Genomic DNA, 24,479 nt, shown 5'->3' with positions numbered 1-24,479 from the left:
GGACTGTCGGTGGTCGCGCCTACAGTCGCCGCATGATCGTGAACGACAGGACGGCCGCGGCGGGGCCCGGCCGCGCCGCCCTCGACCATCTGCTGCGGCTGATCTCGGAATCCGCGTGGGGCGACGACCTCGTCCTGCGCGGCAGCATGGTCATGCCCGCGTGGGTCGGCGACCGGGCCCGGCCGCCGGGTGACCTCGACTTCGTCGTGCCGCCGCCGTCGCCGGTCCCCGTCGACCCGCGCGGTCCCCATCCGTACGTCCCCGGGTACGACACCGTGCAGCAGTGGCCGGAAGCCGCCGACGGAGCGGCCCGCTACGAGATATGGGCGGACGGGGAGGCCGAGTTCGAGACGCGCGGGCTGCGCGCGTACGTCCCGCCGGAGGGCCTGGTGTGGCAACCGGAACCGGAGCCGGCGGATTTCCCGCCGTACGAAGACCTGCTGGAGCGGGTCCGCGCCAGCCCGCGGGCCGCCGCGGGCGTCCTGTTGGACGCGGACGGGGCGCGCCGGGACGGTACCTGGGCCTACACGTACACGGACGGCGAGTTCGGGCCCCCGGGGATCAGGATCCTGATCCCGTGGCGGGCGGACTCCGGGCCGGCGGGGACGGCGCAGCTGGACTTCTCCCGCGACGAGCGGCTGCCCGAGGCGCCCGTCTGGACGGCCGTCCCGCGTGGCGACGGCGGGGTCACGGTGGTTCGAACGGCGAGCCTCGGGCTGTCGCTGGCCTGGAAGTTGCGGTGGCTGGTGGAGGACGCCGCGACCGAGGACGGCCCGCGGTGCAAGGACCTGTACGACGCCGTGCTGCTCGCCGAGGCGGGCCGGGAGCGGTCCGTCCCGGCGCCGCCGCGCCTGGCCGGCGTACGGGTGGACGAGCGGGCCTGGCAGTGCTTCCGCGCGGCCCATCCCGGGGTGGGCGGGTCGGCCGCCGCCTGGCTCGCCCGACTCCGCACCGCGCTCGCGCCGTACGCCCCGGCCTGAGCGGATCAGCCTTCGGCGGCCGTCGACAGCCGGCGCAGTCCGGCGGCGGAGAGTTCGAGCAGTTCGCCGCGGGTGAGGTCGTGGTGCGTCGGGCGGAATCCGGCGAGGGCACCGAGGCGGGTGCCCGTGGTGGGGTTCCAGATCCCGAGCCCGGACTCCGAGGAGGAGTAGAGGAGCCCGTCCGCGGCGAAGAAGCGACCCTCGGGCCCGCCGAAGGTCGCGATCTCGGGGGGCTCCTCGGTGTTGCCGGGTCCGTCCGGCCCTCGATGGCCGAGGTCGAAGACGCGGGCCCCGGGCCGTAGTTCCTGCTCGTCGTCGCCCAGACCCGACAGGACGAGGCGGTCCTCGTCGAGCCAGACGAGCGGGCGGTTCCAGTGGTACGCGCAGGCCGGCAGAGCGGCCCGGCCGATGTCCCCGCTCCAGGCGTGCTCGCCTTCGGTGAGCCACTGGTCCAGGTTCCATACGACGGGTCGGCCGAGGGGGTGCCACACCCAGGCGTCCGAGGCGATCCTGGTGCCCGCCGGGCTGGGATGCAGGGCGCCGTGGAAGTGATCCGACGGGTCCAGGGAGTCGCCGTCCGTCGCCGGCATGCGGGCGACCTGGGCGCCGGTGGCGGCGTCCGTGGCCTCGATGAGGTTCCACTCGGTGCGGTGGAGGACGACGACGCGTCCGGCGTGTTCGGTGAACGCCAGGGAGAAGGGCACCGTGTCGCTCTGGTACCCGTCGTTCTCCAGCGGGACGGTGACGCGCCCGGTGGACAGGTCGAGGACCTCCCCCGTGCGGCCGTGGTCGATGACGACGGCCGCGAACGCTCCGTCGCGCGAGGCGTGCAGCCGGAGGGTCTGTACGCGGTCGCACCAGGGCTCCGCGTCGGCCGGCACGGTGACCGTGGTACGGGCGACGTCGGTGCAGAGGCCCGAGTCGGAGTCCCGGTGCAGGATCCGTCCGTCGTCGCACAGCAGGACGATCCCGCGGTCGGTGGGGGCGATGTCCCTCACCGTCCCGGCCTGCGCGGGCAGCGCGATCGTCTCGACCGCGCCGAGTACGGGGAGCGGCGCGTCGTCGCCGCCGAGGGCCTGGGCCATGTCGGGAACTCTCCTCGGACGCCGCGCCGGAGGGGCCGGCCGGACGCGATCAGGGCTGGTCGTACCAGGCGAAGGCGGCGATCCGCCAGCCGTCCTCGGTGCGGACGAACTGGATGGTCTTGGTCCCGGCCCCCTCGAAGGGCTTGCCGTCCAGGGTCCCGGACTTGCGGTACTCGCCGAACCGCGACGCGATGTCGCCCACGATCTCGGTCCGTTCGGAGGTCTCCCACTCCGAGAAATCGACCAGGGGGCCGCCGGCAGCCAGCAGCCGGCGGCGCGGCTCGATGAACTCGTCCACCGTGTAGACCGTGAACCGCGGTCCGGTCATGGTGATCACCCCGCCCGGCAGGACGAGGCGCCGGATCCGGTCCAGATCGGCGGCCTTGCCACCGCGGTTGTCGAACGCGCCGAAGAACTCGGCGGTCACCACGTCTATTTCGGCCTTGGACGACATGGCGCGACAGTAACACCGAGGGTGACCGCCGGGGATCGCCCGGGAATCGCCCCGCCCGTCGGATCGGGCCGCGGGTCACCTCGTCGGCGGACCGAACAGGGTGACGCCGAGGGGTGGACGATGCGCTAGAGGTCGATCCAGTAGCGCCGCTTGGGGCCGATCAGGGTGTCGCGGACGTCCTCCAGCAGGCCGCCGTTGCCCTCGATCGTGCGGATCGACGCCTCGTTGTCCGGGTCGCAGGTCAGCAGGACCCGGTCCATGCCCAGGACGCGCGCCTCGTGCAGGACCGCCCCCAGGGCCCAGGTGGCCAGGCCCCGGCGACGTGCCGAGGGCCTGACGCTGTAGCCGATGTGGCCGCCCGCGTCGAGGAGGAAGCCGTTGAGGTAGTGCCGGAGGTCGATCGCGCCCAGGTACGTGTCGCCCTCGACGATCCACCAGTACGTCGCGTGGACCCGGCCGTGGTCGACCGGCAGGGTACGGTCCGAGCAGCGGCGCAGTCGCTCCACCCAGGCCGCGAAGCCCTCCAAGGAGTCCACCTCGTCGTCAAAGCCGAGCCCGCCGCCGTCCAAGTGGAAGTCGGGGCCCCATTCCCGCTGCGCGGCGAGCCAGGAAGCGTGCAGGTGGGGGCTGGGGGATATGAGCTCGGGCATACCTCGGACGATAACAGTCGGCCGGTCCGGTCGACGTTCTCCGCCGGGAGGGCGCCGTGCCCGGCGCCGACCGTGGCGCTCAGGCGGAGCCGGTCGGGAGGGTCCGGGCGCGGGCGATGACGAGGGCGACGTCGTCGTGGTCGTCGGTGCGGCGCAGGGAGTCCAGGAGACGGTCGCAGGTCTCCTCCAGCGGGCGTCCGGTGTCGGCGAGCAGGGTCAGCAGGAGGTCGAGGCGTTCGTCGATGGGCTGGTCCCGGGTCTCGACCAGACCGTCGGTGTAGAGGACGAGCTGGTCCCCGGGGTCCATGGCGATGGATGTGGACTCGAAGGGGATGCCGCCCACGCCGAGCGGGGCACCGGTGGGCAGGTCCAGGAGCCTGGGCTGCCGGCCGGCGCGGATGAGGACGGGGGGCAGGTGTCCGGCGAGGGCGACCCGGCATTCGGCGGCGTGCGGGTCGTAGACGACGTAGACGCACGTGGCGATGGTCTCCTCCAGTGCGGCGGTGGTGTGGTCCAGCTGGTGGAGCACCTGGGGCGGGTCGAGCGCGAGTTCGGCGAGGGTGCGGGTGGCCGTACGCAGCTGTCCCATGCTGGCGGCGGCGTTGATGCCGCTGCCCATGACGTCCCCGACCACGAGGACGGTGGTGTCGTCGGGTCCGGCGATGGCGTCGAACCAGTCGCCCCCGATCTCGCTGCTGGCCGCGGCCGGCCGGTAGCGGTAGGCCACCTCCAGGCCGGGTGTGGGCGGCGGGTGGTGGGGCAGGAGGTGGTGCTGGAGGGCGAGGGCGGTGTGGTGCGCGTTGCGGTACCAGCGGGCGTTGTCGATGCACACGGCGGCGCGGGCGGCGAGTTCGCCGGCGAGCACGATGTCGTCGTCGTTGAACGGCAGCGGGTTGCGGGTGCGTTTGAGGTCGAGGGCGCCCAGCACCTCGCCGCGGGCGATCAGCGGGACGGCCAGGTAGGAGCGCAGCCCGGCGCGGCTGAGGAGGTCGGCGGCTGTGCTGTCGCGGGCGATGCGCGAGATGTCCTGGGCCTGCACGTGGGCGACGAGGACGGGGTGGCCGGTCGTCACGGACTGGGTGACCAGCCGGTCCGCGGCGTAGCGGGCGATGTCGCCGGGCGGGTCGGCGGCGCGTACGGCGTCGCTGGGGTAGGCGGCCGCGAGGGCCAGGGCACGGAACACCGCGGGCTCGTGGGCGGAGGACCGCAGGGTCGGCCGGCCTTCGAGGACGGAGTCGAGGATGTCGACGGCGGCGATGTCGGCGAGCTCGGGGACGACGACGTCGGCGAGCTCACGGGCGGTCTGGTCGAGGTCGAGGGTGGTGCCGATGCGGACGGTGGCGTCGGCGATGAGCGCGAGCCGGCGGCGGCTGCGGGCGATCTCGATGGCCGCCCGGTGACTCTGGGTGACGTCCACCACGGAGGTGGCGAGGCCCAGGACCCGGCCGGTGGCGTCCTCCAGCCGGTAGTACGACACCGACCAGGCGTGTTCGGTGCGGTCTCCGCCGTGGGTGCGGCCGGCGGTGAACTGTTCGAGCAGCGGCGTTCCGGTGGCCAGGACCTGGCGCATCGCCGATTCGGCGGCTTCCGCGTCGTCGAGGAAGGCCAGGGCCTCGCGGACGCCCCGGCCGATGTGCTGTTCGGCGGGGAGCCCGTTGATCCGTTCCAGGGTCGGGTTGACGAGCACGTACCGCAGCTCGGTGTCCAGGACGGCGAGGCCGATCGGGGACTGGGCCACCAGGCGCGCGGACAGGGCGAGGTCGCGCTCCAGCTGGCGCAGCCGGGTGCGGTCGGTCGCGATCCCCAGGGCGAACATGTCGCCGTGCTCGTCGAGCAGCCGCATGTTGCGGAATTCGACCAGGCGTGTGGTGCCGTCCCTGCGGCGTACCGGGAAGGCGCCCGCCCAGTCGCCCGCGCCGCCCATGACGCGTGCGAAGAGCTCCGTGACCAGGCCTACGTGCTCCTGGGCGGCCAGCAGCCGGGCAGCGGGTTGGCCCAGCGCCTCCGCGGCCGTCCAGCCGAACAGCTGCTCGGCCTGCGGGCTCCACAGGGCGACCCGCCCTTCGGAGTCGAGGACGACCGCCGCGACGTTCAGGACGTCGAGCAATCCGCTCGGCGGAGTGACCCCGGACATGCCGGGCCTGAGCCCACCGGTCCCCGACCCGTCGATCGCTCCCATCGGCGACGCTCCTTCCGGCATCGTCGGCCCGGCGCCGCCCGCCGCCACCCGCCCTGGGGCGGTTCGAGGCGTACGGCTTCCTCTCATCGTGCCCCCGAACGTGCCCGGCAGCGTCCGGAGCGTCCGCGCCGGGACGGGGACGCGCCCGTCACCGGTCCGTCGGACGTTCGCACGCACGGAACGACGGCCCCCGCAACCCTGACCTTCGGCGGGGTCCGGGGCGGCCGTTCGGCCGGGGCGGACGGGCTCCGACGTTCCTACGGTCGCCGCCATGGAATCGAACACCCGATACGGATGGGCCCGACGGCTGCCGCTCGCCGCCGCGACGGCAGGGGCGGGCGCCGCGGCCGTGACCTGGGCGGCGCCGGGCGGCGTGCTGGGCACGAACGAACCGGCGCACGTCACCCGGGGCGTCTCGGCGGCGGCCTACCGGTCGCTCGCGCGGAGCGTGGCGGACGACTGGCCGGCCTGGGCCGGGACGGCGCTGGAGGCGGCGAGCGAAGCCACCGTGCTGCTCCTGGGCCTGCTGCTGCTCGGGGCGGGCCTGTCCGCCCTACGGCGGCGTGACGGGCCGGGTCTGGCCGGGGTGGCCCTGGCGGCCGCCGGGACCGTGACCGCCTACGCGCTCAGCGAGGCATTGAAGCTCCTGGTCGACGAGGAACGGCCGTGCCGGGCCGTGGCCGGGGCGCCGGCGGTCGCGCCGTGTCCCGCGCCGGGTGACTGGTCGTTCCCGAGCAATCACGCCACCCTCGCCGCCGCGCTGGCGGTCGGGGTGACCCTCCTACGCCCCCGGCTCGCGGCCCTGGCGCTGCCGGTGGCCGCGGCCGCCGCCCTGCTGCGGGTCCTGGTGGGCGTGCACTACCCGCACGACGTCCTGGCGGCCGCGGCGCTCGGGGCGAGCGCCGTGGTGACCGTACGGATCCTCCTGCTGCCCGTGGCCGTGCGCGCGAGCTCAGCGCTCCTCTTCCGGCTCCCGGTCCCCGGACGGCACGGGGACCGCTCCGGCCTCGTGGGCCACCACCGCCGCGGCGGCCCGGTTGTCGACGTCGAGGCGGGCGAGGATCGAGCTGACGTGGGCCTTCACCGTCCCTTCGGCCAGGTGCAGCCGGCGCGCGATCTGCCCGTTGGACAGGCCGCCGCCGAGGAGGCCCAGGACGTCGCGTTCGCGCGGGGTCAGGGCGTCGACGCGGGCCCGGGCGGCGCGGCGGCGGCCCGCCCGGGCGCCCGCGCCGTCGGCCGCGAGATGGGCGACGACGCGGGCGGCGACCTTCGGTGACAGGTAGGCGGCGCCGTCGGCGACCGCCCGCACCCCGGCCTGCAGTTCCTCCGGATCGCCGGACTTCACGAGGAAGCCGGTGGCGCCCTCGCCGAGCGCGCGCAGGATGTAGTCGTCCTCGCCGAAGGTCGTCAGCATCACGACCCCCGTCGCCGGTACGGTCCTTCGTATCTCGGCGGCGGCCGTGATGCCGTCCGTCCCCGGCATCCGGATGTCCAGGACGGCCACGTCCGGGCGATGGCGCTGCGCGAGCCGTACCGCCTCGTGGCCGTCGGCGGCCTCGGCGACGACGGTGATGCCGGGATCGGCGGCCAGGACGGCGCGGACGCCCGCGCGGATCATCGGCTCGTCGTCGGCGATCAGGATCCGGATCATCGGACTTCCTTCCCGGTGAAGGTGTCGGTGGAGACGAGTCGGCCGGCCCGGAAGCAGAGCCGGTAGATGTCCCCCGAGCGGTCGTCGAAGGGGTCGGCGGTCTGTACGTAGTACTCGCAGGCGGCACCGGCCGGTCCGGGGGCGAGGACGGCCGGCCGGCGGTTCGTCTGTCGTGGCGGCAGATACGGCGCCACCTCGGCGCGGGTCTGCCCGACACCGAGCCGAGCGTGGTCCTGCGGGTCGAGGACCGACCGCCGGGCCGTCACGGTGTCCCAGCCCCGCACTCCGAGGATGAGCACGGCCGCGGTGCACAGCGGCACCAGCACGGCAGCGGTGGCGGTGCGGCGCAGTCGGCGGCGCGCGCTGCGGTGCTCCGGAGGCAGTGCGCCGGTGGTGCGGGCCGGGCCGGTCGGGCGCGGTGGGGCCGCGCCGGGTCGGTGCGGGAGTTCGGCGCGGACGGCGAAGCCGTCGCCGTCGGGGCCCGCGGTGAAGGTGCCGCCGGCGAGCCGGACCCGTTCGTCGAGGCCGATGAGACCGAGTCGGTCGGTCTCGCCGGGGGCGCCGGGGATCCCTGCGGAGGCTGTCGGGCGGACCGGGCCGTTGGTCACGGCGACCTCGGTCCGGCCAGCCCGGTCGGCCGCGCCGGCAGCGCCCGCCTCGTCCGCCGGGTCGGCCGGGGCCGCCGTGTGCCGGACGAGGACGGTGGCTCGGGAGTCGGGCGCGTGCTTGGCGATGTTCGTCAGCGCCTCCTGGACGACCCGGTACGCGGCCCGGTCGACGGTCCGCGGCGGCGCGCCGGCCGCCGGTGCGGCTTCCACCCGCAGCCGGACGTCGAGTCCCGCTCCCGCGGCCCGGTCCACCAGGTCTTCGATCCCGCCGGTCCCGGTCGCCGTTCCGCTCCCCGGCCCGGACTCCGGGTCCGAGGGTTCGCGTAGGACGCCGATCACCTCGCCGAGTCGCTCCACGGCGGCGCCCGCCCTGGACCGGATGTCCCGGACGGCGGTGCGGTGGGCCTCGGGGAGGCCGGCGGCCAGCTGCAACGCTCCCGCCGACAGGGCGAGGAGGCTGAGTTCGTGGCCGAGGAGGTCGTGCATGTCCTGCGCGATCCTGGTCCGTTCGCGCAGGCGGGCCTGTTCGGCGAGCAGCCGCTGTTCCCGCTCCAGCCGCGCGGCCCGTTCCCACCCGGCGCGCACCAGTTCGCGGTACTGGCGCAGGAACCGGCCGGCGAACCACGGCAGCATGGCCGTGCACAGCAGTGTCACGACGAACCGGGTCGCCCACCCGAGCCACTCGGGCACCAGGGCCAGGGTCGACACGGCCGCCACGAGCAGCACGGCGAGGGCCACCGCGGCGTTGCGCCCCGACCCCGGTCCACGGCCGACGACGTACGCGCAGAGCGCCGCCGGGATGCCCCACCACAGGTCGGTCACGCTCGCGCCGACAGCGGCGACCACGGCGCCGAACAGGCCTGCGGACAGGACCGGTTGCGGCACCGACGGCTTGATGATCATTGATCTCACGCACCCGACCCTACGGAACTCCCCCGCCCCGGCGGCACTGCCGGAAGTCCACCTCCGGCCCCCGCGCGAGCCCGGACCCGTCGGAGCGCGCCCGTGCGTCCCGGGTCGACCCCGTCGAGGACGGCCGCCAAGGCCACCGGGCCGGACCCGGCACGTCACGGCGCAGGGGTCCCGACGGCGTACGCTCGGCGAATGGCGAAATACTTCGATGTTCACCCCGAGAATCCCCAGCGGCGCACGATCGACAACGTGGTCGACATGATCCGCGGCGGTAAGCTCATCGCGTACCCCACCGACTCCTGCTTCGCGCTGGGCTGCCAGCTGGGCAACCGCGACGGCATCAGCCGGATCCGGTCGATCCGTCACCTGGACGACCGTCACCACTTCACCCTGGTGTGTCAGAACTTCGCGCAGCTGGGTCGGTTCGTCCAGATCGACAATGACGTGTTCCGTTCCATCAAGGCGGCGACCCCCGGCAGTTACACCTTCATCCTCCCCGCGACCTCGGAGGTGCCGCGCCAGCTGCTGCACCCGAAGAAGAAGACGGTCGGAGTCCGCATTCCCGACCACGTCGTCACGCAGGCGCTGCTCGCCGAGCTGGGTGAGCCGCTGCTCTCCAGCACCCTGCTGCTGCCCGACGAGCCGGAGCCGATGACGCAGGGCTGGGAGATCAAGGAGCGGCTCGACCACGAGGTGGACGCCGTGCTGGACTCGGGTGACTGCGGTACCGAGCCGACCACCGTGATCGACTTCTCCGGTGGTGAGGCCGAGATCGTACGCCGGGGCGCGGGCGACACCTCCCGGTTCGAGTAGGCGCCGCGCCGGCCTCCTTTCAGAGCGTGGACTCCGGTTTCACGTCGGGGTAGATGCCCAGGTACCGGTACGCGCCGGACTCGACCCGGTAGAGGTGGGCGGTGCGGGCTCCGGTCAGGACATGCGAGTTGGAGTCGAAGGACAGCGGCTTGGCCAGGCCCTCGTGGGCCGTCCGGAAGATCCGGCGGGTCACGCCCGCCCGGTCCCGGCCGTCCTCCCCCAGCCCGGTCAGGGCCGCGGCCAGCAGGCCCACGGCGTCGTAGGCCTCGGTGGCCCAGCGGGCGGGCGCTTCCCCGTACGCGGCGCGGTGGGCGGCGACGAACTCGGCGGCCGCGGGGACGGCCTGCGGGTCGGTGAACAGGGAACTGAACATCCAACCCTCCGCGGCCGGGCCGGCGTCCGTGAGGAAGGCCGGTTCCATCGCGTGCTGGATGCCCATCCGCCGGCCCTGGAACCCGCCCTCGGTGAGGGCGCGGGCCATCCGGGCGGCGCGCTGCGGTGAGGTGCCGGCGTAGACGACTCCTTCGGCCCCGGCCTCGATCAGCGCGCGTACGACGCCGGCGAAGTCGGAGCCGCCCTCCGGGATCCGGTGGACGCTGAGCGTGCCTTGGGACGGCGGGTTCTGTTGCAGGCTCCGGATGAACGCGTAGGCGGGCTCGCCGCCTTCGGCGTCCTCCACCAGGCCGGTGCGTCGGACGGGCCGTATCCGGGTGAAGTAGTCGATCACCGGGAGGGCGAGCTGGTCGCCGGCCGGGCGGGTGGCGACGACCGTGCGCCAATCCTCTCTGGAGGCGGCGGTCTCGGGGCTGTCGGCGGACACGAGCAGCAGGGCGAGTTCGGCAGTTTCGCAGGTGGGGGCCAGGTCGGGTACGGCGGCGTCCCAGGTGGGACCGACGAGGGCGAGCACCGCGGGGTCGGCGGCCAGCTCCTTGACCACCTGCGCGGCGCGCGTGGCGTCCCCGCCGTCGTCGGCGACGCGCAGGGCCAGCCGGAACGCGGCGTCCGGCCGGCTGTTGTGCCGCTCCACCGCCAGTTTCATACCGCGCTCGTGGGCCTGGCCGGTCTCCTTGCCGGGCCCGGTCAGGTCGGCCTGGAGGGCGAGGGTGTGGGTGGCGAGTTCTCGGGCGGGCGGCTCGGTCGTGCCGCGGGCCCGGCCCCGGGTGGTGAACCAGGCGACGGGCGCGCCGACGAGGGCCAGGCCCGCGCCGGCCCCGAGCAGCCGTCTGCGGGTGAGGCCCCGCACGGACGCCTCCGGCGCGTCCATCCGGGTCGGTTCCGGGGCGGGCAGGTCCAGGGCCCGGGTGGAACGCTCGGCGATGAGGCGGGGCAGCGGGGGCGGCAGCCAGTCCTCGCCGTCCGGGCCGGGCAGGCCGTCGCCGAGTACGAGGCGCAGCGCGTCCGGGGTCGGCCGGGCCGCCGGGTCCTTCGCCAGGCAGGCCGACACGATGTCGAGCAACTCCGACGGCAGCTCGGAGAGTTCGGGCTCGTCGTGCACCGTGCGGTAGACCACCGCGGCCGCGTGGCCGCCGCCGAAGGGGCCGTGGCCGGTGGCCGCGTACGCGAGGACGCAGCCGAGGGAGAACACGTCGCTCGGGGCGCCGGCCGCGACGCCGTCCGTGCGGGCCTGCTCCGGTGCCAGGTAGCCCGGGGTGCCGAGGACGGCGTCCACGGCGGTCAGCGTGACCGCGCCTTCCGCCCGCGCGATCCCGAAGTCGATCAGCCGGGGCCCGTCCGGGGCGAGCAGGATGTTGCCCGGTTTGACGTCACGGTGGACCAGCCCGGCGGCGTGCACCTGGGCCAGGGCCTCCGCGAGCCGCGCGCCCAGGGTCCGTACCGCCCTGACGGGCAGCGGACCGTATCCTCCCACGGCCTCGGACAGGGAGGGGCCGGGGACGTAGGGGGTGGCCAGCCAGGGCTCGCGCGCCTGCGGGTCGGCGGCGACGACCGGGACCACCCAGCGGCCGGTCAGCTGCCCGGCGGCCTCCACCTCGCGCCGGAACCGGGCCCGGAAGTCCGGGTTCGCGGCGTGGTCGGCGCGGATGACCTTGACGGCGACCAGGGTGCCGGCGGCGGACCGGGCGAGGTACACGGTGCCCATGCCGCCCGAACCGAGCCGCCCGAGCAGCCGGTTGCCGCCGATCGCGGCCGGATCGGCGGGGGTGAGGGGGCGCATCCGGGCTTATCCCGCCGCGGGTTGGAGGGCCGGGCCGACGTAGCGCATCCGGCCCCCTTCCACCTTGTGCGTGAAGTAGGTGTTGCCCGTGACCTGCCTGCGCTCGTCGAAGGTGAACGCCTTGGTCAGGCCCTGGAAGGTGCCCTGGCCGAGCGCGGTCAGCAGCGCGGCACGGGTCGGGCGCCGGCCGCCCGCCGCGGTGGCGACCAGCCGGTCGATGATCAGGCGGGTGGCGTCGAAGGCCTCCGCGGTCCAGATGTCGGGGGCCGATCCGTACGCCGCCCGGTGGGCGCGGGTCACCTCGGCGACCTCGGGGGCCTCCGGCGCGGTGTACGGGGTGAAGACCTGCCAGCCTTCGGCGGCCGGGCCGGCCGGGCCGAGGAACTCGGGTCCGGCGATGGTGTAGTCGGCCGCTCGGGGGCCCTTGAATCCGGCGGCGGCCAGGAGACCGGCGACCTTGGCCCCGCCGGCGGGCGTGCCGGTGTAGAAGAAGCCGTCGATGCCGTGCGCGAGCAGGTCGGTGACGACCGGGGCCAGGTCGGTGGTTCCGCGGGGGACGACGCGACCGTAGTAGGTGGCCCCGGGGGCGAAGATGCCGATGGTGCGGCCCAGGAGCTGGGCGGCCTGCCAGGTGTCCGTGTCGCCACCGCGGTCGCTCAGGATGCCCATCCGCCGGACGCCCTGCTTCCCGGCGAGTTGCAGGTTGACCACGGCGGCCTGGGCCGAGGAGATCGGGCAGCTCTGGAAGAAGCTGCGCCGGTTGGTGACGCTGAAGGTGGTGGCCAGGGCGGACACGGTCACGAGGGGTACGGAGGCCTCGCCGTAGAGCTCGACGCACGGGATGACGGAGTCGTTGCCGGTGGGGCCGATCACGGCGAACAGGTCCCGGTCGGCGATGAGTCCGGTGGCGACGGCCGCCGAGCGGTCGGCCTTCCCGCCGTCGTCGGCGGTGGCGACGGTGAGCGTGAAGGGCTTGTCCTTGCGGGCGTTGAAGGCGTCGACGGCCAGGCGCACCCCGCGTTCCTGGGCCTGTCCGGCGGCCTTCTGCGGGCCGGAGAGGTCGGCGTGCACACCGATCACCCACTGTCGGGGGGTCTCCGCGGCCGAGTTCTCCGGCCGGTCCTGATCGCGCAGCGCCAGCCAGGCGGCGATCCCGCCGCCGGCCGCGAGGACGGCGCCGGCGGAGGCGAGGGCGAGGAACCGTCTGCGGGAGGGCGCCGGCGCGGCCGTGCCGGGTGCGGGAGCGGCGTCCGGGTCGGCGACGGTCTCGTCGATGCCCGGGAGGGCGAGCAGTGCGGCGGCGCGTTCGGCGATGGTGGCGACGACGGGGTCGGGCAGCCAGTCGGTGCCCTCCCCCGGGGTGTCCTCGGTCAGTGCCGCGTCCAGCTCGCTCGCGCTGGGGCGGATGTCGGGGTGCTTGGCGACGCAGGTACGCAGCAGTGCGGTGAGTTCGGGGTCGGCGAGGACCTCGGGGCCGAAGTCGGGCTCGTCGTGGACCGTGCGGTAGAGCACCGCGTCCACGGTGCCGGTGCCGAAGGGCAGCCGTCCGGTGGCGGCGTACGCGAGGAGGCAGCCGAGCGAGAAGACGTCGCCGGCCGGTTCGGCGGGGCGGCCTTCGGCCTGCTCGGGCGAGAGGAAGCCGGGGGTGCCGAGCACCGCGTCGGCGGAGGTCAGGGCGGTGTGCTCGCCGCCGCGGGCGATCCCGAAGTCGATGAGTCGGGGCCGGTCCATGCCGAGGAGGACGTTGCCGGGTTTGACGTCGCGGTGGACGAGGCCCTGCTCGTGCATCACTCCGAGGGCCTGGGCCAGGGCCTTGCCGAGGATGCGCACGGCGCGCAGCGGGAGCGGGCCGTGGGCGGCGACGGCCTCGGCGAGGGAGGGTCCGGCGACGAAGGACGTGGCGAGCCACGGTTCGGAGGCGTCCGGGTCGGCGCCGGTGACGCGGACGGCCCACGGGCTGTCCACCTCGGCGGCGATCTCGGCCTCGCGGCGGAACCGGGCCCGGAAGTCGGCCTCTTCGGCGTACTCCGTGCGGATCACCTTGACCGCGGCGAGCGCGCCGTCGTCGGTCCGGCCGAGGTAGACGACGCCCATGCCGCCGGCGCCGAGGCGTCCGAGGAGCCGGTGGCCGCCGATCCGGGAGGGATCCGAGGGGTGGAGCGGCTCCATCAACCCGCCGCCTTTCCGAGCTGCTGCTTGGCCTGGATCATCATCACGCTGGTGCCCTGGGCCACGAAGAGGGTCAGGTCCTCGTTCGTGACGCCTTTACCGGCCTTGGCGGAGATGGCCATGGTGACGGGTCCGAACTGGGCTTGGGACCAGGTGTAGGGGTAGGGACCGCCGTCCTGCACGTTGACGTAGTTGCCGGATTCGGAGAAGGCGTCCTCGGTCCAGGCGTTCAGCTGCTCGCCGAGGTAGAGGGCCCCGCTCCACAGGCTCTTGAGCTCCTCGCCTTCCCGCAGCTTCTGGTCCGGGCACCGCAGCACCTCTTCCATGGCGCGGGCGGTCTCCCAACCGGATTCCTCACGGTTGTGGTGGATGGTGACCGTGGCACTGATCCGCACGCGGCCGCGACCGTCCTTGGCCGGGATGTGGAAGTGGCGGGTGCTGGTGGCGAGCACGTCGTCCGGCAGGCCCTCGGTCTGCCAGACGCAGGCCTCGTCGAGCACGGGCCGGCGACCGGGATCGCTCTCGAACGGTGTGCTGCGCACGACCTGGGGCCCGAGGTCCTGCTCGGCGATGATGATGCGGCCGAGCAGGTCGCGGGCTTCGGCGGCCGTCCTCGGTTGCTTGGACTCGTCGAGCGGGGGCATCGGGATGGCGGTGGCCGCACCGGGCCGGGCGGTCGGGGTGCTCGCGCCGGTGCCGCCCGTGCCCGAACCGCCCGCGCTCGGCGGTGTACCCGATGGTGTGGCCGACGTACCCGGGGTGCCGCTCGACGCGGCGCCCTTCGGCGTACCGTCGTCCGCGCAGCCCGCGACGAGGAACAGTCCTGCCATCGCACAGCCCCAGGCGCGCAGGCCGGCCTTCCCTCTGCTCTGTCCTACCAGTCCCCCCACGGCACGGATGGTACCCCGCCGTGGAGGCGCTTAACTGGCTTATGGAAAAGGTGGGTTGACGCCGTGACATCGGCTCAGTGGAGGCGGTCGAGGGTCCAGGCGGACTCGTGGCGGGTGAAGCCGATGTGCGGGTAGTAGTCGACCGCGGCCGGCGCGGCGAGCAGGATCAGCTTGGCCTCGGGCGCCTCTTCCTGTGTCACGCGGATGAGTTCGCGGCCCACACCTTGGCCCTGGTAGGCGACGTCTACGGCGAGATCGCCCAGGTAGGTCGAGTACGCGCCGTCGGTGATCGAGCGGGCGATGCCGATGAGCCGGCCGTCCTCGGCACGGGCGACGACGACGAGGTTGGCTCCGGCCAGCATCCGGGCGAAGCGCTCGACGTCGTGCACGGGACGACGCTCGGCGAGGGTGGACGCCCGGTAGAGGCCGAGGACCTCTTCGACATCCAGGTCGGCGCCGATGACCCGCTCACACTTCCACATACCGCTGCAACTCCTCGTTCGATCCTCCGAGTCGGCCGCCCGGAGCGGGGCGGTCCCTACGGAACCCACCCTCACATGTAATGACCCTAGATGCTGATCGATTATTACACAGCGATACGGGTCACATACAAACCGGTCCACCGGTATGTAACGCACCGCATCCGGGCATGCTCGAAGAGGCGTCCACACATGGGAAGGGGCCGCTCGTGCTCACTCAGGTTCTCAACTGGCTCCGACGACTCACAGGACGCTCCACCGACACCCCCGACGACGCGGCCGCGCCGCTGAGCGCCCGGGCCCCGATCTTCACCGCGAACTTCCAGTCGACCTCCCAGTGGGTGGCCGGCCGGTCCTGGGCCTATCCGAACGGCGGCCCCACCAACACCGGCGACAACAAACTCGACTACCTCGTGGCCGACCCCTCCTACAGCCGGACCGGCACCTTCCGCGCCACCCGCCGCCCGGACGGCAAGTGGAACGCCGGCCTGCTGACCACCGAGGGCAGCCAAGAGGCGTTCATGGTGCGGGCCGGTGACGTGCTGGAGTCCCGGGTCCGGCTGCCCGCCGAGATCGGGGCCTGGCCGGCGATCTGGACCTGGCGGGACGGCGGCAACGAGATCGACATCTTCGAGTACCACCCCGACAACCCCGACCTGCTCGAACTCTCCAACCACGTCAAGGGCGGCTCGCGCTACCACCGGGACTCCTCCATCGCCCCCGGCGCATGGGTGGACCTCAAGGTCGAGTTCGGAACGCGCTCGGTGGTGTGGTGGGTCAACGGCACCCGGGTCTTCGCCGACCGCCGGGGCGTCGGGCGCAACTGGCGTGCGTACCTCATCGTCAACCTGTCGGTGTGCGCGGGCCGCTACCACCCGGCTCCCGCCCCGGGCGTCTCGCAGATGTCCTACGAGGTGGAGTACCTACGCGTCCACCGCCCCTGACGGAGCGTTCTGTCCCCGAGGGGGTGTTCGGTGTCGCCGGGCCGCATCAAGGGTCCCGTCGGTGCGGTGGGGGTCCGGTCCGGGCAGTCGCTGTCAGTGCCGGGTGAGAGGATCACCGGATGCCTCTGCCTCAGCCCGATGATCTGACCTCGCTGGTCCTGCGTACCGACTTCGGTGACGAGGGAGCCTGGGACGCGGTTCGTGCCGCACTCGACGCGTCCGGCGAGTACCCCCATGCCACGTATGTCAGCGAGCTCCGATTTACCGGCGTGGGGGTGCAGGTGTTGGTGGATGAAGAGGCCGCTGCGGACGAAGACGAGCAGATCGTCTACCTGTTTCTGGCGGACGCAGCCACGATGGAGGATCCGGGGCACCCGCTCCTGGCAGTGGACCTCTCGGATGAGCCCGGGCGCACCTTCAGGGTTCCCACGCGGTGGTTTCCTGACATCTCGGCCAACCTCAGCATCGCCAACATGGACTTTGCGGAATTCGCCGACGCCGCTGACGGGTCCGGGACCTTCCGCGGCTTCGACGAGGGCTGACGCCTTCAGGACAAAACACTCTTCGGCCCGAGCCGGTAGTCGGTCCATCGGAGGTTCGCCCAGTCGAACCAGACGAGCCTCATGGATTCGTAGCGCGCTGTCGCCGTGGGCCGACCCCGGCTGCCGGGGCGCGTCTCAGTTCGTGAAGAGAGGCTCGTAGGGGTGGCCCTCCGGAGTGAGGACGAGGACGAAGTCCTCTCCCATCCGAACGGCTACCTCCCGCAAGCGTGCCAGGACGTCTGCCTGTGCCGGCAGGTCGATGCCCAGGGCTGCGGCGGCACGGTCCCTTCGGGCCGGTAGATCGGGCATGTCCTCGAGGTACTCGGCCGCGAGCTCGCGGCTCTCCTCATCCGTGAACGCTTGGCAGTCGCGCCACCAGGGGACGACCAGCAGCAGCCTCAGGAGCTCGGGCAGGCCGATCGCGACCAGAGCCGCACCTCCTTCGGAGTCGGCATAGAGGATGGGACGTTCCTCGCCACCTTCACCGCAGAAGAAGTAAGTGCCCCCGGCGCCGTCGCCCGCGAATCCCTCGAGCGTGGCGCCCGAGGCAAGGTGGACCTCTTCGACATGGTCGCCCCGGTCGAGGTCGAAGTCACCCGGCCAAACGAGAAAGCGGGCAGCTTCGTCCTGTTCGCGGACGGCGGCGATCAACGATTCCATGGGACCGCACCCTACGGTTTCCCGGGCCGGCAAGGCTCATGGGGAAGCAGTCACACCTGGCCGACCCCGACCTCGGCCCCAGCCCCGGTTCGGCGGGTCGGGTGGGGTGGGGTCACAGTTGGGGGACGTACGGGGCGAGGCCGATGATGAGGACGGACCGTTCGCCCGGTCCGGGGTCGGAACCCCTGCGGACCGGGCCTACGTAGTGGCTGACCCGGTGGTCGTGGACGGCGTAGCCGTCCAGGGGGTCGGTGAGGGTGAAGTCGGCGTGGATGTCCGTCCACGGGTCCTCGGGCTGCAGGCCCGCGCTACCCGGCGTGGCGATGACGTTCTCCCCGCCGACGACGTTGGTGCGGCTGATCAGGTGGGCGAAGGTGAAGGTACTGGCCGAACCTCCGTCCTGGTGCAAGCAGTTCGGGGTGGAGACGGCGTCCTGCCCAGGGCGGTCGACGCCGAGCCGGATCAGGTGGACACCGGCCCACATCGGACGTCTCCCCAGGTTCTTCAGGGACAGGACCTGGTCGATGTCCCAGCGCAGGAGTCGCAGCAGCAGCGCGTTGCCGCGTAGCTCCTCGGGGATGGCGGGGAGCACGCGCCGCTTCCGCGGGGATTCGAGGTCGTCCTCGTCGTCGCCCTGGGAGAAGTCGGTGACCGTGCCGTGTACGGGGTCGGGGGTTCCGGGAATCCAGGACAGTTCGTCCTTCCACGGCAGGTACACGGCATGGGAGTACCGGCGGAACCGATTCGTCCCCGGAGCGTACGGGTCGGGCGGCAGAGCCGCGAAGACCTCCCGGATCAGGGCCAGATCGCTCGCGGTGGAGCCGTCGGGGGCGATACCGAGCTGCTCGGCGCCGAACCGGGCGAACCCGCGTGCACGCAGCCCGTCCATGCCCCCACCCGGGCCCACCGCATCGGCATGCGATCGCCCCTGGGGCTCGGCCTTTCCCACGTGCTCCTCCAACAGGTCACCACCGGAGCCGTGCGCCGACGACCCCGTGCCGACCCTACACACCCCCTCACGGTGGGCCGGGCCAGGTGGAGGCCGGTGCTCCGCGCGCCGGCGTCCGCGTGATCGGCCGGCGCGAGGAGCCGCGCCGGGGGTGCCGGCGCTGCCCGTTCGGGTGTCGCGGCCGCTGTTCGGCGGAGTTCCCGTTCGGGTCCTCCCCCGTACGGTCTCCCGAGGGGAGGGGAACCGTTTGTCCTGGGCCCCGCCCGGACGGGGCCATGGTGAGCCGTCCCGGGTACGACCCCCCATCTGGCGGAGCGCATCGCGATCGCGCGACGGAGGGCGGTTGCGACACCCGGCCGGGTGCTTCCGAAGATCGTTTCCGGGTGGTTCGGTACGGGCGATCATCCCGCTCACACATCGGAGTGCATTTCCCATGCGCATGCTCACGCGCGTCACCGTCGCCGCCCTCCTCGCCCTGACCCCGGTGACCGTGGCCTCGGCCTCGGCCTCGGTGACGGCACCGGAGCCGAACCCGGCGCCGTTGTTCACCGCCACCCACGCGGTGCCCGGCCAGTACATCGTGACCCTGGAGAAGGGGGTGGACTCGGCGAAGACGGCGCAGCGGCTGGGGCTGAAGGCGAGGTTCGTCTACACCTCGGCACTGAACGGATTCGCGGTCCCCCTGACCCCGCTCCAGCTGGCGATCGTCCGCAACAGCCTGGGGGTGAAGTCGGTGGAGGAGGACGCGAAGGTGCGGTCCGTGCTGGAGGCGCCCACCAGGCCCGGGACCCGGTCGCCCTCCGCTTCCTGGGGGCTGGACAGGATCGACCAGCAGGAATGGGACGACGACGCGGGTACGGGTGACGGCCAGTTCACCACGCAGGGCAACGGCGCGGGCGTGACCGCGTACATCCTCGACACCGGCATCGAGTACGGGCACTCCGAGTTCGGCGGGCGTGCCACCTTCGGCTTCGACGCGATCGGGGACGGCAGGGACGGCGGGGACTGCCAGGGCCACGGCACGCACGTCGCGGGCACGGTGGCGGGCAAGACGTACGGGGTGGCGACGAAGGCCGCTCTGGTCAGCGTCCGCGTGCTGGGCTGCGACGGCCAGGGCGCGTACTCGGGGATCATCGCCGGGCTGGACTGGGTGGCGAAGAACGCCAAGCAGCCCGCCGTGCTGAACGCCTCCTTGGGCGGCGACCTGTCGCAAGCCGTCAACGACGCCGCCGACGCCGTCACGGCCGCAGGCGTACTGCCGGTCGTCGCGGCCGGCAACTCCTCGAAGGACGCCTGCGCGGTCTCCCCGGCCTCCGCGTCGAAGGTGGTCACGGTCGCCGCGTCGAACAGGTACGACGAGGAGACCTCCTTCTCCAACTACGGCACGTGCGTCGAGCTGTACGCGCCCGGCGAGGCCATCGTCTCGGCGAAGCTCGGCGGCGGCTCCGTCGCCCAGGACGGCACGTCCATGGCCGCCCCGCACGTGACGGGAGCCGCCGTGCTGTACAAGCAGGCGCACCCCGCCGCGCCCCCGGAGGAACTCGTCGCATGGCTGGGCGACGAGTCCACCAAGGACAGCTTGACCAAGGTCAGCAAGTCCAGCCCGAACGAGCTGCTGTTCACCAACGGGCTGTAGCCTCCGGCTCGCCCATCAGGGCCGGGGCGCCCGGGCTGTGGCCGACCGCGCTCAAGAGGACTCGGAGATCGGCTACGGGGCGGTGCTCAGGGCGCCGCAGGCCTGGTGGCCCCACCGGCTGCCGTTCTTGGTGATCATGTCACCGGCGGCGTAGGGCTTTCCGCAGGCGCAGCTGCCGGGGAACTTCGCCTTGATCGCGCGGGATCCGCCACCGCCGCCCGACGCGGTACCGGCGGAGGCACGCTTCGCCGGCGCGGCCGACCTGCGGCGCGCGGGCGAGGCCGCGACCGGAGCCGGTACCGGCATCTCCGGGCTGCCGAGGGCCGTACCGGCGGCCTCCTGCCGGGTCGCCGCGTCACTGGCCGCCTGGTCGGCGATCGCGTTCAGGTGGTCGCCGTCCTCGCGGTGCGCGGGAACGTACTGGAAGGTCACGTCACGCTCGGCCAGCAGCCGGTCGATCGCCTCGACGAGTTCACGGTTGGCGACCGGCTGACCGGAGGCGGTCTTCCACCCGTTGCGCTTCCAGCCCGGCAGCCACTGCGTCACCGCCTTCATGGCGTACTGGGAGTCCATCCGCACCTCAACGGGCGTGCCCGGGTCCACCGCCTCCAGCAGCCGCTGGAGGGCGGTCAGCTCCCCGATGTTGTTGGTGGCCCGTCCCAGCGGGCCGGCCTCCCAACGCTCGGGGCGCCCCTGGGAGTCGGCGATGACCCAACCCCAGCCGGCCGGCCCGGGATTACCTTTGGCCGCTCCGTCACAGGCGGCGATGATGCGATCAGACATCCCCCGATCATGCCTCATCCCGCGGGACTTCCCGATCGGTCACCCCGGCAACACGTCCTTGGCCACCAGACGCGACCCCGCGTAGCAGAGGCGGTAGAGGTCGACCCGGTCCAGGAGGTTGCCGTTCGAGCGGTAGTAGGCGCAGTCGGTGCCCGGGGGTACGGGTAGCGCCCGGACGGCGTCCGGTAGGTACCGGAACTGCCGCTCCGGAAGGAGCCGGTCCACCTCGACCCGGTCCTGGCCGGGCCGGAGGGCGGCGAAGTCCACGGGGCGCAGCACGCAGGTGGTGAGCTGCTGGGCCAGGTAGACACCGGAGACGAGGGTCAGGAGAGCGAGCCCGACCGGTGCGGCGAAGGCGGCGGCGAACCTGCGGCGGGTGCTGCGCCGGGCGGCGGCGAGCCGGAGCGCCGATTCCGGGGCGACGGTCTCCTCCCACGGCTCCCCGCTGCTTCTCGGGCGCTGCGGGTGCTGCGGGTGCACCTGGTCCGGCAGCGTGGCGAGCACCTCGAAGCCGCCTTCGCGCGGGGCGGCGTGCAGGGTTCCTCCCAGGAGCCGTACGCGTTCACGCAGGCCGGTCAGGCCGCGGTGCCCGGCAGCTCGCCCCGCGCCGGGCGCCGGGAAGGTCGGCGGGGTCGTCGCCGGCGCGGCGGGCGCGGCGGAGTTGGTCACCCGTACCTCGGTCCGGTCCGCCTGGCGGGCGATGCTGACGCGGACCGTGCTGCCGGGGGAGTGCTTGATGGCGTTGGTCAGTGACTCCTGGACCACGCGGTACGCGGCCGCGGGTGGCGCGTACCTCTCTCCGAAGGTCGCCGCCCGGGTCGTGGCCGGACTGCGCGGCGGGCGGACGACCGGCGCCGTTCCGGCGCGGCACGCCGTGGCGGGGCTGACGGAGCGGGAGAAGGACGTCCTGGCGCTGCTCGGCATCGGATTGTCCAACGCCGAGATCGCCGCCCGTCTACGGCTGGTCGAGGGGACGGTGAAGGCTCACGTCAGCGCGATCCTGGCGAAGCTCGGCGTACGGAACCGGGTGGAAGCGGCGATCGCCGCGCACGAGGCGGGGGTGGCCGAACAGGCCCGCCGAACCGGCCCGTGAATCAGGCGCCGGGTCCGTCGGCGGAGAGCAGCGCGCACTTCTCGAAGTTCATGCATCCGCAGGCCAGACAGTCGGCCACGGCGTTCCGCAGGATCTGCGTCTGCTCGATGAACCGGTCCAGCTCGGGGAGCTTGCTCTCGGCGAGGGCACGCCACTGCCGGGTGGCGCCGCGCTCGGCGTCGCCGTCGAGCAGGCCGCGGATCTCGGCCAGGGTGAAGCCGGCCCGCTGGGCCATCTTGATCAGTGCGATCCGCCGCACGGTGCCGGCCGGGTAGACGCGCCGGCCGGCGGCCCGTTCGGCGGGCGGCAGCAGGCCGACGCTCTCGTAGTAGCGCAGGCCCGAGGGATTCATCCCCACCTGCCGAGCGAGCTCACCGATCCCGATCTGTCGCACCCGTCACTCCCCCTTGACTTCAAGTGCGCTTGAACCATGAGTCTGACCTGGTGACTCGCGTACGGACAACTCGCCTCCTCCCCCAGGCCTATCGGCCGCTGTTCGCCCATGCCGACTTCCGACGGCTGCTGCCCGCGCTGGCGGCTTCCGACCTCGGTGACGGGATGAGCATCGTCGCCGTGGCATGGCTGGCCATCGAGATCGCTCCCCCCGGGCAGTCCGGGATGCTCCTGGGCGCCGCGCTCGCCGCGTACGCGCTTCCGGGGGCCGCCGGAGCCCTCCTCTTCGGGCGGTGGCTGCGCCGGCTTCCCGCCGCGCGGCTGCTGGCGGCCGACAGCCGGATCCGGGCGGTGCTCCTCGGCTGTGTGCCGCTGGCCTGGGCCGCGGGAGTGCTGCACCCGGTGCTGTACGTGGCCCTGCTCGCGGGCTCGTCCGTCCTGCACGCCTGGGGCAACGCGGGCAGGTACTCCCTGCTCGCGCAGATCCTTCCGCCCGACCAGCGGCTGGCCGCCAACGCGCTGGTCAGTTCCAGTGTCTCGGCCTCCATCGTGGTCGGCCCCGCCCTGGCCGGATTCCTGGCGGTGGTGGTCGGTCCGGCGTGGCTCATCGGCCTCGACGCGTTGTCCTTCGCCGTGCTCGCCGCCCAGGTCGGGCGGCTGCGCGGCGCGGCGGCCGGGCAGGACGGGAGGGGCGCGAAGGGCGAGCGGGACGGGGAGTCGGCGACGACGACGCCGGTCGACGCCGACCGGTCGGCAGCCGGTCTACGCCTGCTGCGCAAGCAGCCCGAACTCCTCGGTGTGCTGGCCCTGACCTGGTTCTTCAACTTCCTCTACGGGCCGGCGGAGGTGGCGCTCCCGTTGCACGTCACCGACGACCTGCACGCCGGGGCGGGCCTGCTCGGGCTGTACTGGACGCTGTTCGGAGCGGGAGCGGTGCTGGGCGGCCTGGCGGCCGGTGCCCTGCGGCGGTTCCCGCTCTGGCCGGTCACCCTGGGGATCGTCGCGGGGTGGGGGCTGGCGCTCGTACCGTTCGGTCTCGGCGCGCCCGCGGCCGTCACCCTGGCCTGCTTCACCCTCGGCGGCCTGATCTACGGTCCGTTCACGGCGTTGTCCTACACCCTCTTCCAGGAACGCACCCCGGCCGCCTCGCTCACCACGGTCCTCGCCGCCCGCAGCGCCGCCCTGCTGACCGCCGGGCCGGTGGGCACCGCGCTCGGCGGCCCGTTGATCGCGCTCCTCGGGCCGCGGCAGGTGCTGGCCGCATCGGGGCTCGCGACCGTCGCGCTCGCCGTGATCGGGGCCGCGATCCGGGTCCGGGGGCTGCGGCGCGTCAGGACCCCCGCGCCCGTGTCACGGCCGACCTGATCCCGTCCGCCGGCCGGCCGGCGGGCCGTCCGATGCCCAGCCGTGCTCGCGCTGCACTCCACGCGGGCACCGCACGGAGACCGGGAGACGGATCAGGGCCGTGCGGCGATGCCGCACGGCCCTGTACTTTCCCAGCGGCCCGTTCAGCGAACGGACGGGACGGGGAAACGGTTCTCCGGAGCCCGGCCGTCAGGCCGGGCCGTCGTCCGGGATCAGGCGGGGGTGATGTTCTCCGCCTGCGGGCCCTTCTGGCCCTGCGTGATGTCGAAGGTCACGGCCTGACCCTCCTGGAGCTCACGGTAGCCAGAGGCGTTGATCGCCGAGTAGTGGGCGAAGACGTCCGGGCCGCCGCCGTCCTGGGCGATGAAGCCGAAGCCCTTTTCCGAGTTGAACCACTTCACAGTTCCCGTAGCCATGTTCATGCCTTCCCGTTGACGTACGTCTTCCACACGGCGTGGAAGACGGAGGTGATCGCCCTGGTCCTACGGCACAACACAGCAAAACTGCCCACACCGAGAGGCACGGGCAAGGCACTTGGAACCACGACAGCTACCCGTGAAGGTACACGCCTGCACGCACTGTCACCAGGGGGAATGATCTCGCCTTCGGGGCGAGATTCAGCCCTTTCGCCCACACTCCGGGCGCGACCGGACGTAAATGCGTCGAGTACCGCCCTCGGGATGCCGTACTGTGAGGTCTACCGACGCGGGGTGGAGCAGCTCGGTAGCTCGCTGGGCTCATAACCCAGAGGTCGCAGGTTCAAATCCTGTCCCCGCTACTGCACGGAAGGGCCCGGATCCTCATGGATCCGGGCCCTTCTGCTGTGCCGGGCCCGTTCCCTCGAGCGGCTCGGCGCGACCCGCCGGCGTGGTGCGTCCGTCCGGATCGGGGGACACCGCGGCCCCGCGTCCACGTCACCCGGTGGACCGGCGGCGCCGCCACCCCGCCTCGCCGTGGCCGCCGCGACGATGAGTACCCCACCCACCATGTGACGGCACTCACACGACGATCTGTCGTCCGGTGTCGACCGGATGGGGTGCGGGGGGCGTATGCCCGGTGAGAGGGACACAT

General features: G+C 73.1%; 23 protein-coding genes, 1 tRNA gene and 1 pseudogene. 9 read left to right on the top strand and 16 right to left on the bottom strand.

Translation table 11 applies throughout. From position 1 onward, the window contains the following. Nucleotides 1–32 precede the first annotated feature (32 nt). A complete protein-coding gene (locus OG624_RS39560) occupies nt 33–980 on the top strand; it encodes a nucleotidyl transferase AbiEii/AbiGii toxin family protein (protein WP_371640608.1) in 948 nt (315 codons plus the stop codon). A gap of 5 nt (nt 981–985) precedes the next feature. On the opposite strand, the gene OG624_RS39555 is transcribed toward OG624_RS39560, so the two are convergent. From OG624_RS39555 to OG624_RS39540, 4 genes are all read right to left on the bottom strand, one after another. Further along, entirely contained in the window at nt 986–2,065 is a 1,080-nt protein-coding gene (locus OG624_RS39555; RefSeq protein ID WP_371640607.1) for a hypothetical protein, read from the bottom strand. Between the two features lie 49 nt (nt 2,066–2,114). Next, complete coding sequence (locus OG624_RS39550; protein ID WP_033216757.1) at nt 2,115–2,519, bottom strand: nuclear transport factor 2 family protein; 405 nt, start codon at nt 2,517–2,519, stop codon at nt 2,115–2,117. Between the two features lie 125 nt (nt 2,520–2,644). Continuing rightward, complete coding sequence (locus tag OG624_RS39545; RefSeq protein ID WP_371640606.1) at nt 2,645–3,169, bottom strand: GNAT family N-acetyltransferase; 525 nt, start codon at nt 3,167–3,169, stop codon at nt 2,645–2,647. Nucleotides 3,170–3,248: 79 nt separating this feature from the next. Then, nucleotides 3,249–5,348 (bottom strand): SpoIIE family protein phosphatase, encoded by a 2,100-nt coding sequence (locus OG624_RS39540; protein ID WP_371640605.1) that lies wholly within the window; start codon nt 5,346–5,348, stop codon nt 3,249–3,251. A gap of 271 nt (nt 5,349–5,619) precedes the next feature. Here OG624_RS39540 and OG624_RS39535 point away from each other — a divergent pair. Further along, nucleotides 5,620–6,252, top strand: a pseudogene (locus OG624_RS39535) (phosphatase PAP2 family protein); the annotation flags it as partial. A gap of 48 nt (nt 6,253–6,300) precedes the next feature. Here OG624_RS39535 and OG624_RS39530 read toward each other — a convergent pair. After that, a complete protein-coding gene (locus tag OG624_RS39530) occupies nt 6,301–6,999 on the bottom strand; it encodes a response regulator (protein WP_371640604.1) in 699 nt (232 codons plus the stop codon). Further along, the gene (locus OG624_RS39525; RefSeq protein WP_371640916.1) at nt 6,996–8,510 is read right to left on the bottom strand and encodes a sensor histidine kinase; all 1,515 of its coding nucleotides are present in this window, start codon (nt 8,508–8,510) and stop codon (nt 6,996–6,998) included. Before OG624_RS39525 ends, OG624_RS39530 begins: the two co-directional genes overlap by 4 nt. Nucleotides 8,511–8,711: 201 nt before the next feature. On the opposite strand from OG624_RS39525, the gene OG624_RS39520 reads away from it, so the two are divergent. Next, a complete protein-coding gene (locus OG624_RS39520) occupies nt 8,712–9,332 on the top strand; it encodes an L-threonylcarbamoyladenylate synthase (protein ID WP_371640603.1) in 621 nt (206 codons plus the stop codon). A 19-nt stretch (nt 9,333–9,351) separates the two neighbouring features. On the opposite strand, the gene OG624_RS39515 is transcribed toward OG624_RS39520, so the two are convergent. The 4 genes from OG624_RS39515 to OG624_RS39500 form a co-directional block, all read right to left on the bottom strand. Beyond that, entirely contained in the window at nt 9,352–11,505 is a 2,154-nt protein-coding gene (locus OG624_RS39515; protein WP_371640602.1) for a bifunctional serine/threonine-protein kinase/ABC transporter substrate-binding protein, read from the bottom strand. Nucleotides 11,506–11,511: 6 nt separating this feature from the next. Continuing rightward, nucleotides 11,512–13,674 (bottom strand): bifunctional serine/threonine-protein kinase/ABC transporter substrate-binding protein, encoded by a 2,163-nt coding sequence (locus OG624_RS39510; protein ID WP_371640601.1) that lies wholly within the window; start codon nt 13,672–13,674, stop codon nt 11,512–11,514. Continuing rightward, nucleotides 13,674–14,564, bottom strand: a complete 891-nt coding sequence (locus tag OG624_RS39505; protein WP_371640600.1) for a hypothetical protein — start codon at nt 14,562–14,564, stop codon at nt 13,674–13,676. The genes OG624_RS39510 and OG624_RS39505 overlap by 1 nt, the downstream gene beginning before the upstream one ends. Nucleotides 14,565–14,638: 74 nt before the next feature. Further along, entirely contained in the window at nt 14,639–15,046 is a 408-nt protein-coding gene (locus OG624_RS39500; protein ID WP_371640599.1) for a GNAT family N-acetyltransferase, read from the bottom strand. Nucleotides 15,047–15,330: 284 nt separating this feature from the next. Here OG624_RS39500 and OG624_RS39495 point away from each other — a divergent pair, with 284 nt between their 5' ends. Together OG624_RS39495 and OG624_RS39490 are read left to right on the top strand one after the other, a co-directional pair. Beyond that, nucleotides 15,331–15,987 (top strand): family 16 glycosylhydrolase, encoded by a 657-nt coding sequence (locus tag OG624_RS39495; RefSeq protein ID WP_033217267.1) that lies wholly within the window; start codon nt 15,331–15,333, stop codon nt 15,985–15,987. A 119-nt stretch (nt 15,988–16,106) separates the two neighbouring features. Next, nucleotides 16,107–16,529, top strand: a complete 423-nt coding sequence (locus tag OG624_RS39490) for a DUF6924 domain-containing protein (RefSeq protein WP_051762952.1) — start codon at nt 16,107–16,109, stop codon at nt 16,527–16,529. A 135-nt stretch (nt 16,530–16,664) separates the two neighbouring features. Here OG624_RS39490 and OG624_RS39485 read toward each other — a convergent pair whose 3' ends face one another. After that, nucleotides 16,665–17,189, bottom strand: a complete 525-nt coding sequence (locus OG624_RS39485; RefSeq protein ID WP_033216737.1) for a hypothetical protein — start codon at nt 17,187–17,189, stop codon at nt 16,665–16,667. Between the two features lie 112 nt (nt 17,190–17,301). Next, the gene (locus OG624_RS39480) at nt 17,302–18,078 is read right to left on the bottom strand and encodes a 2OG-Fe dioxygenase family protein (RefSeq protein ID WP_371640598.1); all 777 of its coding nucleotides are present in this window, start codon (nt 18,076–18,078) and stop codon (nt 17,302–17,304) included. Nucleotides 18,079–18,571: 493 nt separating this feature from the next. On the opposite strand from OG624_RS39480, the gene OG624_RS39475 reads away from it, so the two are divergent. Continuing rightward, on the top strand, nt 18,572–19,774 hold the full coding sequence (locus tag OG624_RS39475) for a S8 family peptidase (RefSeq protein WP_371640597.1): 1,203 nt from the start codon (nt 18,572–18,574) through the stop codon (nt 19,772–19,774). Between the two features lie 72 nt (nt 19,775–19,846). On the opposite strand, the gene OG624_RS39470 is transcribed toward OG624_RS39475, so the two are convergent. Next, on the bottom strand, nt 19,847–20,557 hold the full coding sequence (locus tag OG624_RS39470; protein WP_033216731.1) for a ribonuclease H family protein: 711 nt from the start codon (nt 20,555–20,557) through the stop codon (nt 19,847–19,849). Between the two features lie 39 nt (nt 20,558–20,596). Next, on the bottom strand, nt 20,597–21,322 hold the full coding sequence (locus tag OG624_RS39465) for an ATP-binding protein (protein WP_371640596.1): 726 nt from the start codon (nt 21,320–21,322) through the stop codon (nt 20,597–20,599). Here OG624_RS39465 and OG624_RS39460 point away from each other — a divergent pair. After that, on the top strand, nt 21,294–21,650 hold the full coding sequence (locus tag OG624_RS39460; RefSeq protein ID WP_371640595.1) for a helix-turn-helix domain-containing protein: 357 nt from the start codon (nt 21,294–21,296) through the stop codon (nt 21,648–21,650). The two genes, OG624_RS39465 and OG624_RS39460, sit on opposite strands and share 29 nt — an antisense overlap. Before the next feature lies 1 nt (nt 21,651). Here the strand turns inward: OG624_RS39460 and OG624_RS39455 are convergent, their stop codons facing one another. After that, on the bottom strand, nt 21,652–22,044 hold the full coding sequence (locus OG624_RS39455) for a MerR family transcriptional regulator (RefSeq protein ID WP_033216729.1): 393 nt from the start codon (nt 22,042–22,044) through the stop codon (nt 21,652–21,654). A gap of 50 nt (nt 22,045–22,094) precedes the next feature. On the opposite strand from OG624_RS39455, the gene OG624_RS39450 reads away from it, so the two are divergent. Then, nucleotides 22,095–23,408, top strand: a complete 1,314-nt coding sequence (locus tag OG624_RS39450; protein ID WP_371640594.1) for an MFS transporter — start codon at nt 22,095–22,097, stop codon at nt 23,406–23,408. A gap of 212 nt (nt 23,409–23,620) precedes the next feature. On the opposite strand, the gene OG624_RS39445 is transcribed toward OG624_RS39450, so the two are convergent. Further along, entirely contained in the window at nt 23,621–23,824 is a 204-nt protein-coding gene (locus OG624_RS39445; protein ID WP_030384970.1) for a cold-shock protein, read from the bottom strand. A gap of 288 nt (nt 23,825–24,112) precedes the next feature. On the opposite strand from OG624_RS39445, the gene OG624_RS39440 reads away from it, so the two are divergent. Further along, a tRNA-Met gene (locus OG624_RS39440) sits at nt 24,113–24,186 on the top strand. Nucleotides 24,187–24,479 lie beyond the last annotated feature (293 nt).

This window comes from Streptomyces virginiae (assembly GCF_041432505.1).
GTDB classification, from domain to species: Bacteria; Actinomycetota; Actinomycetes; order Streptomycetales; family Streptomycetaceae; genus Streptomyces; species Streptomyces virginiae_A.
This window is presented reverse-complemented; position numbering and strand designations above follow the sequence as displayed.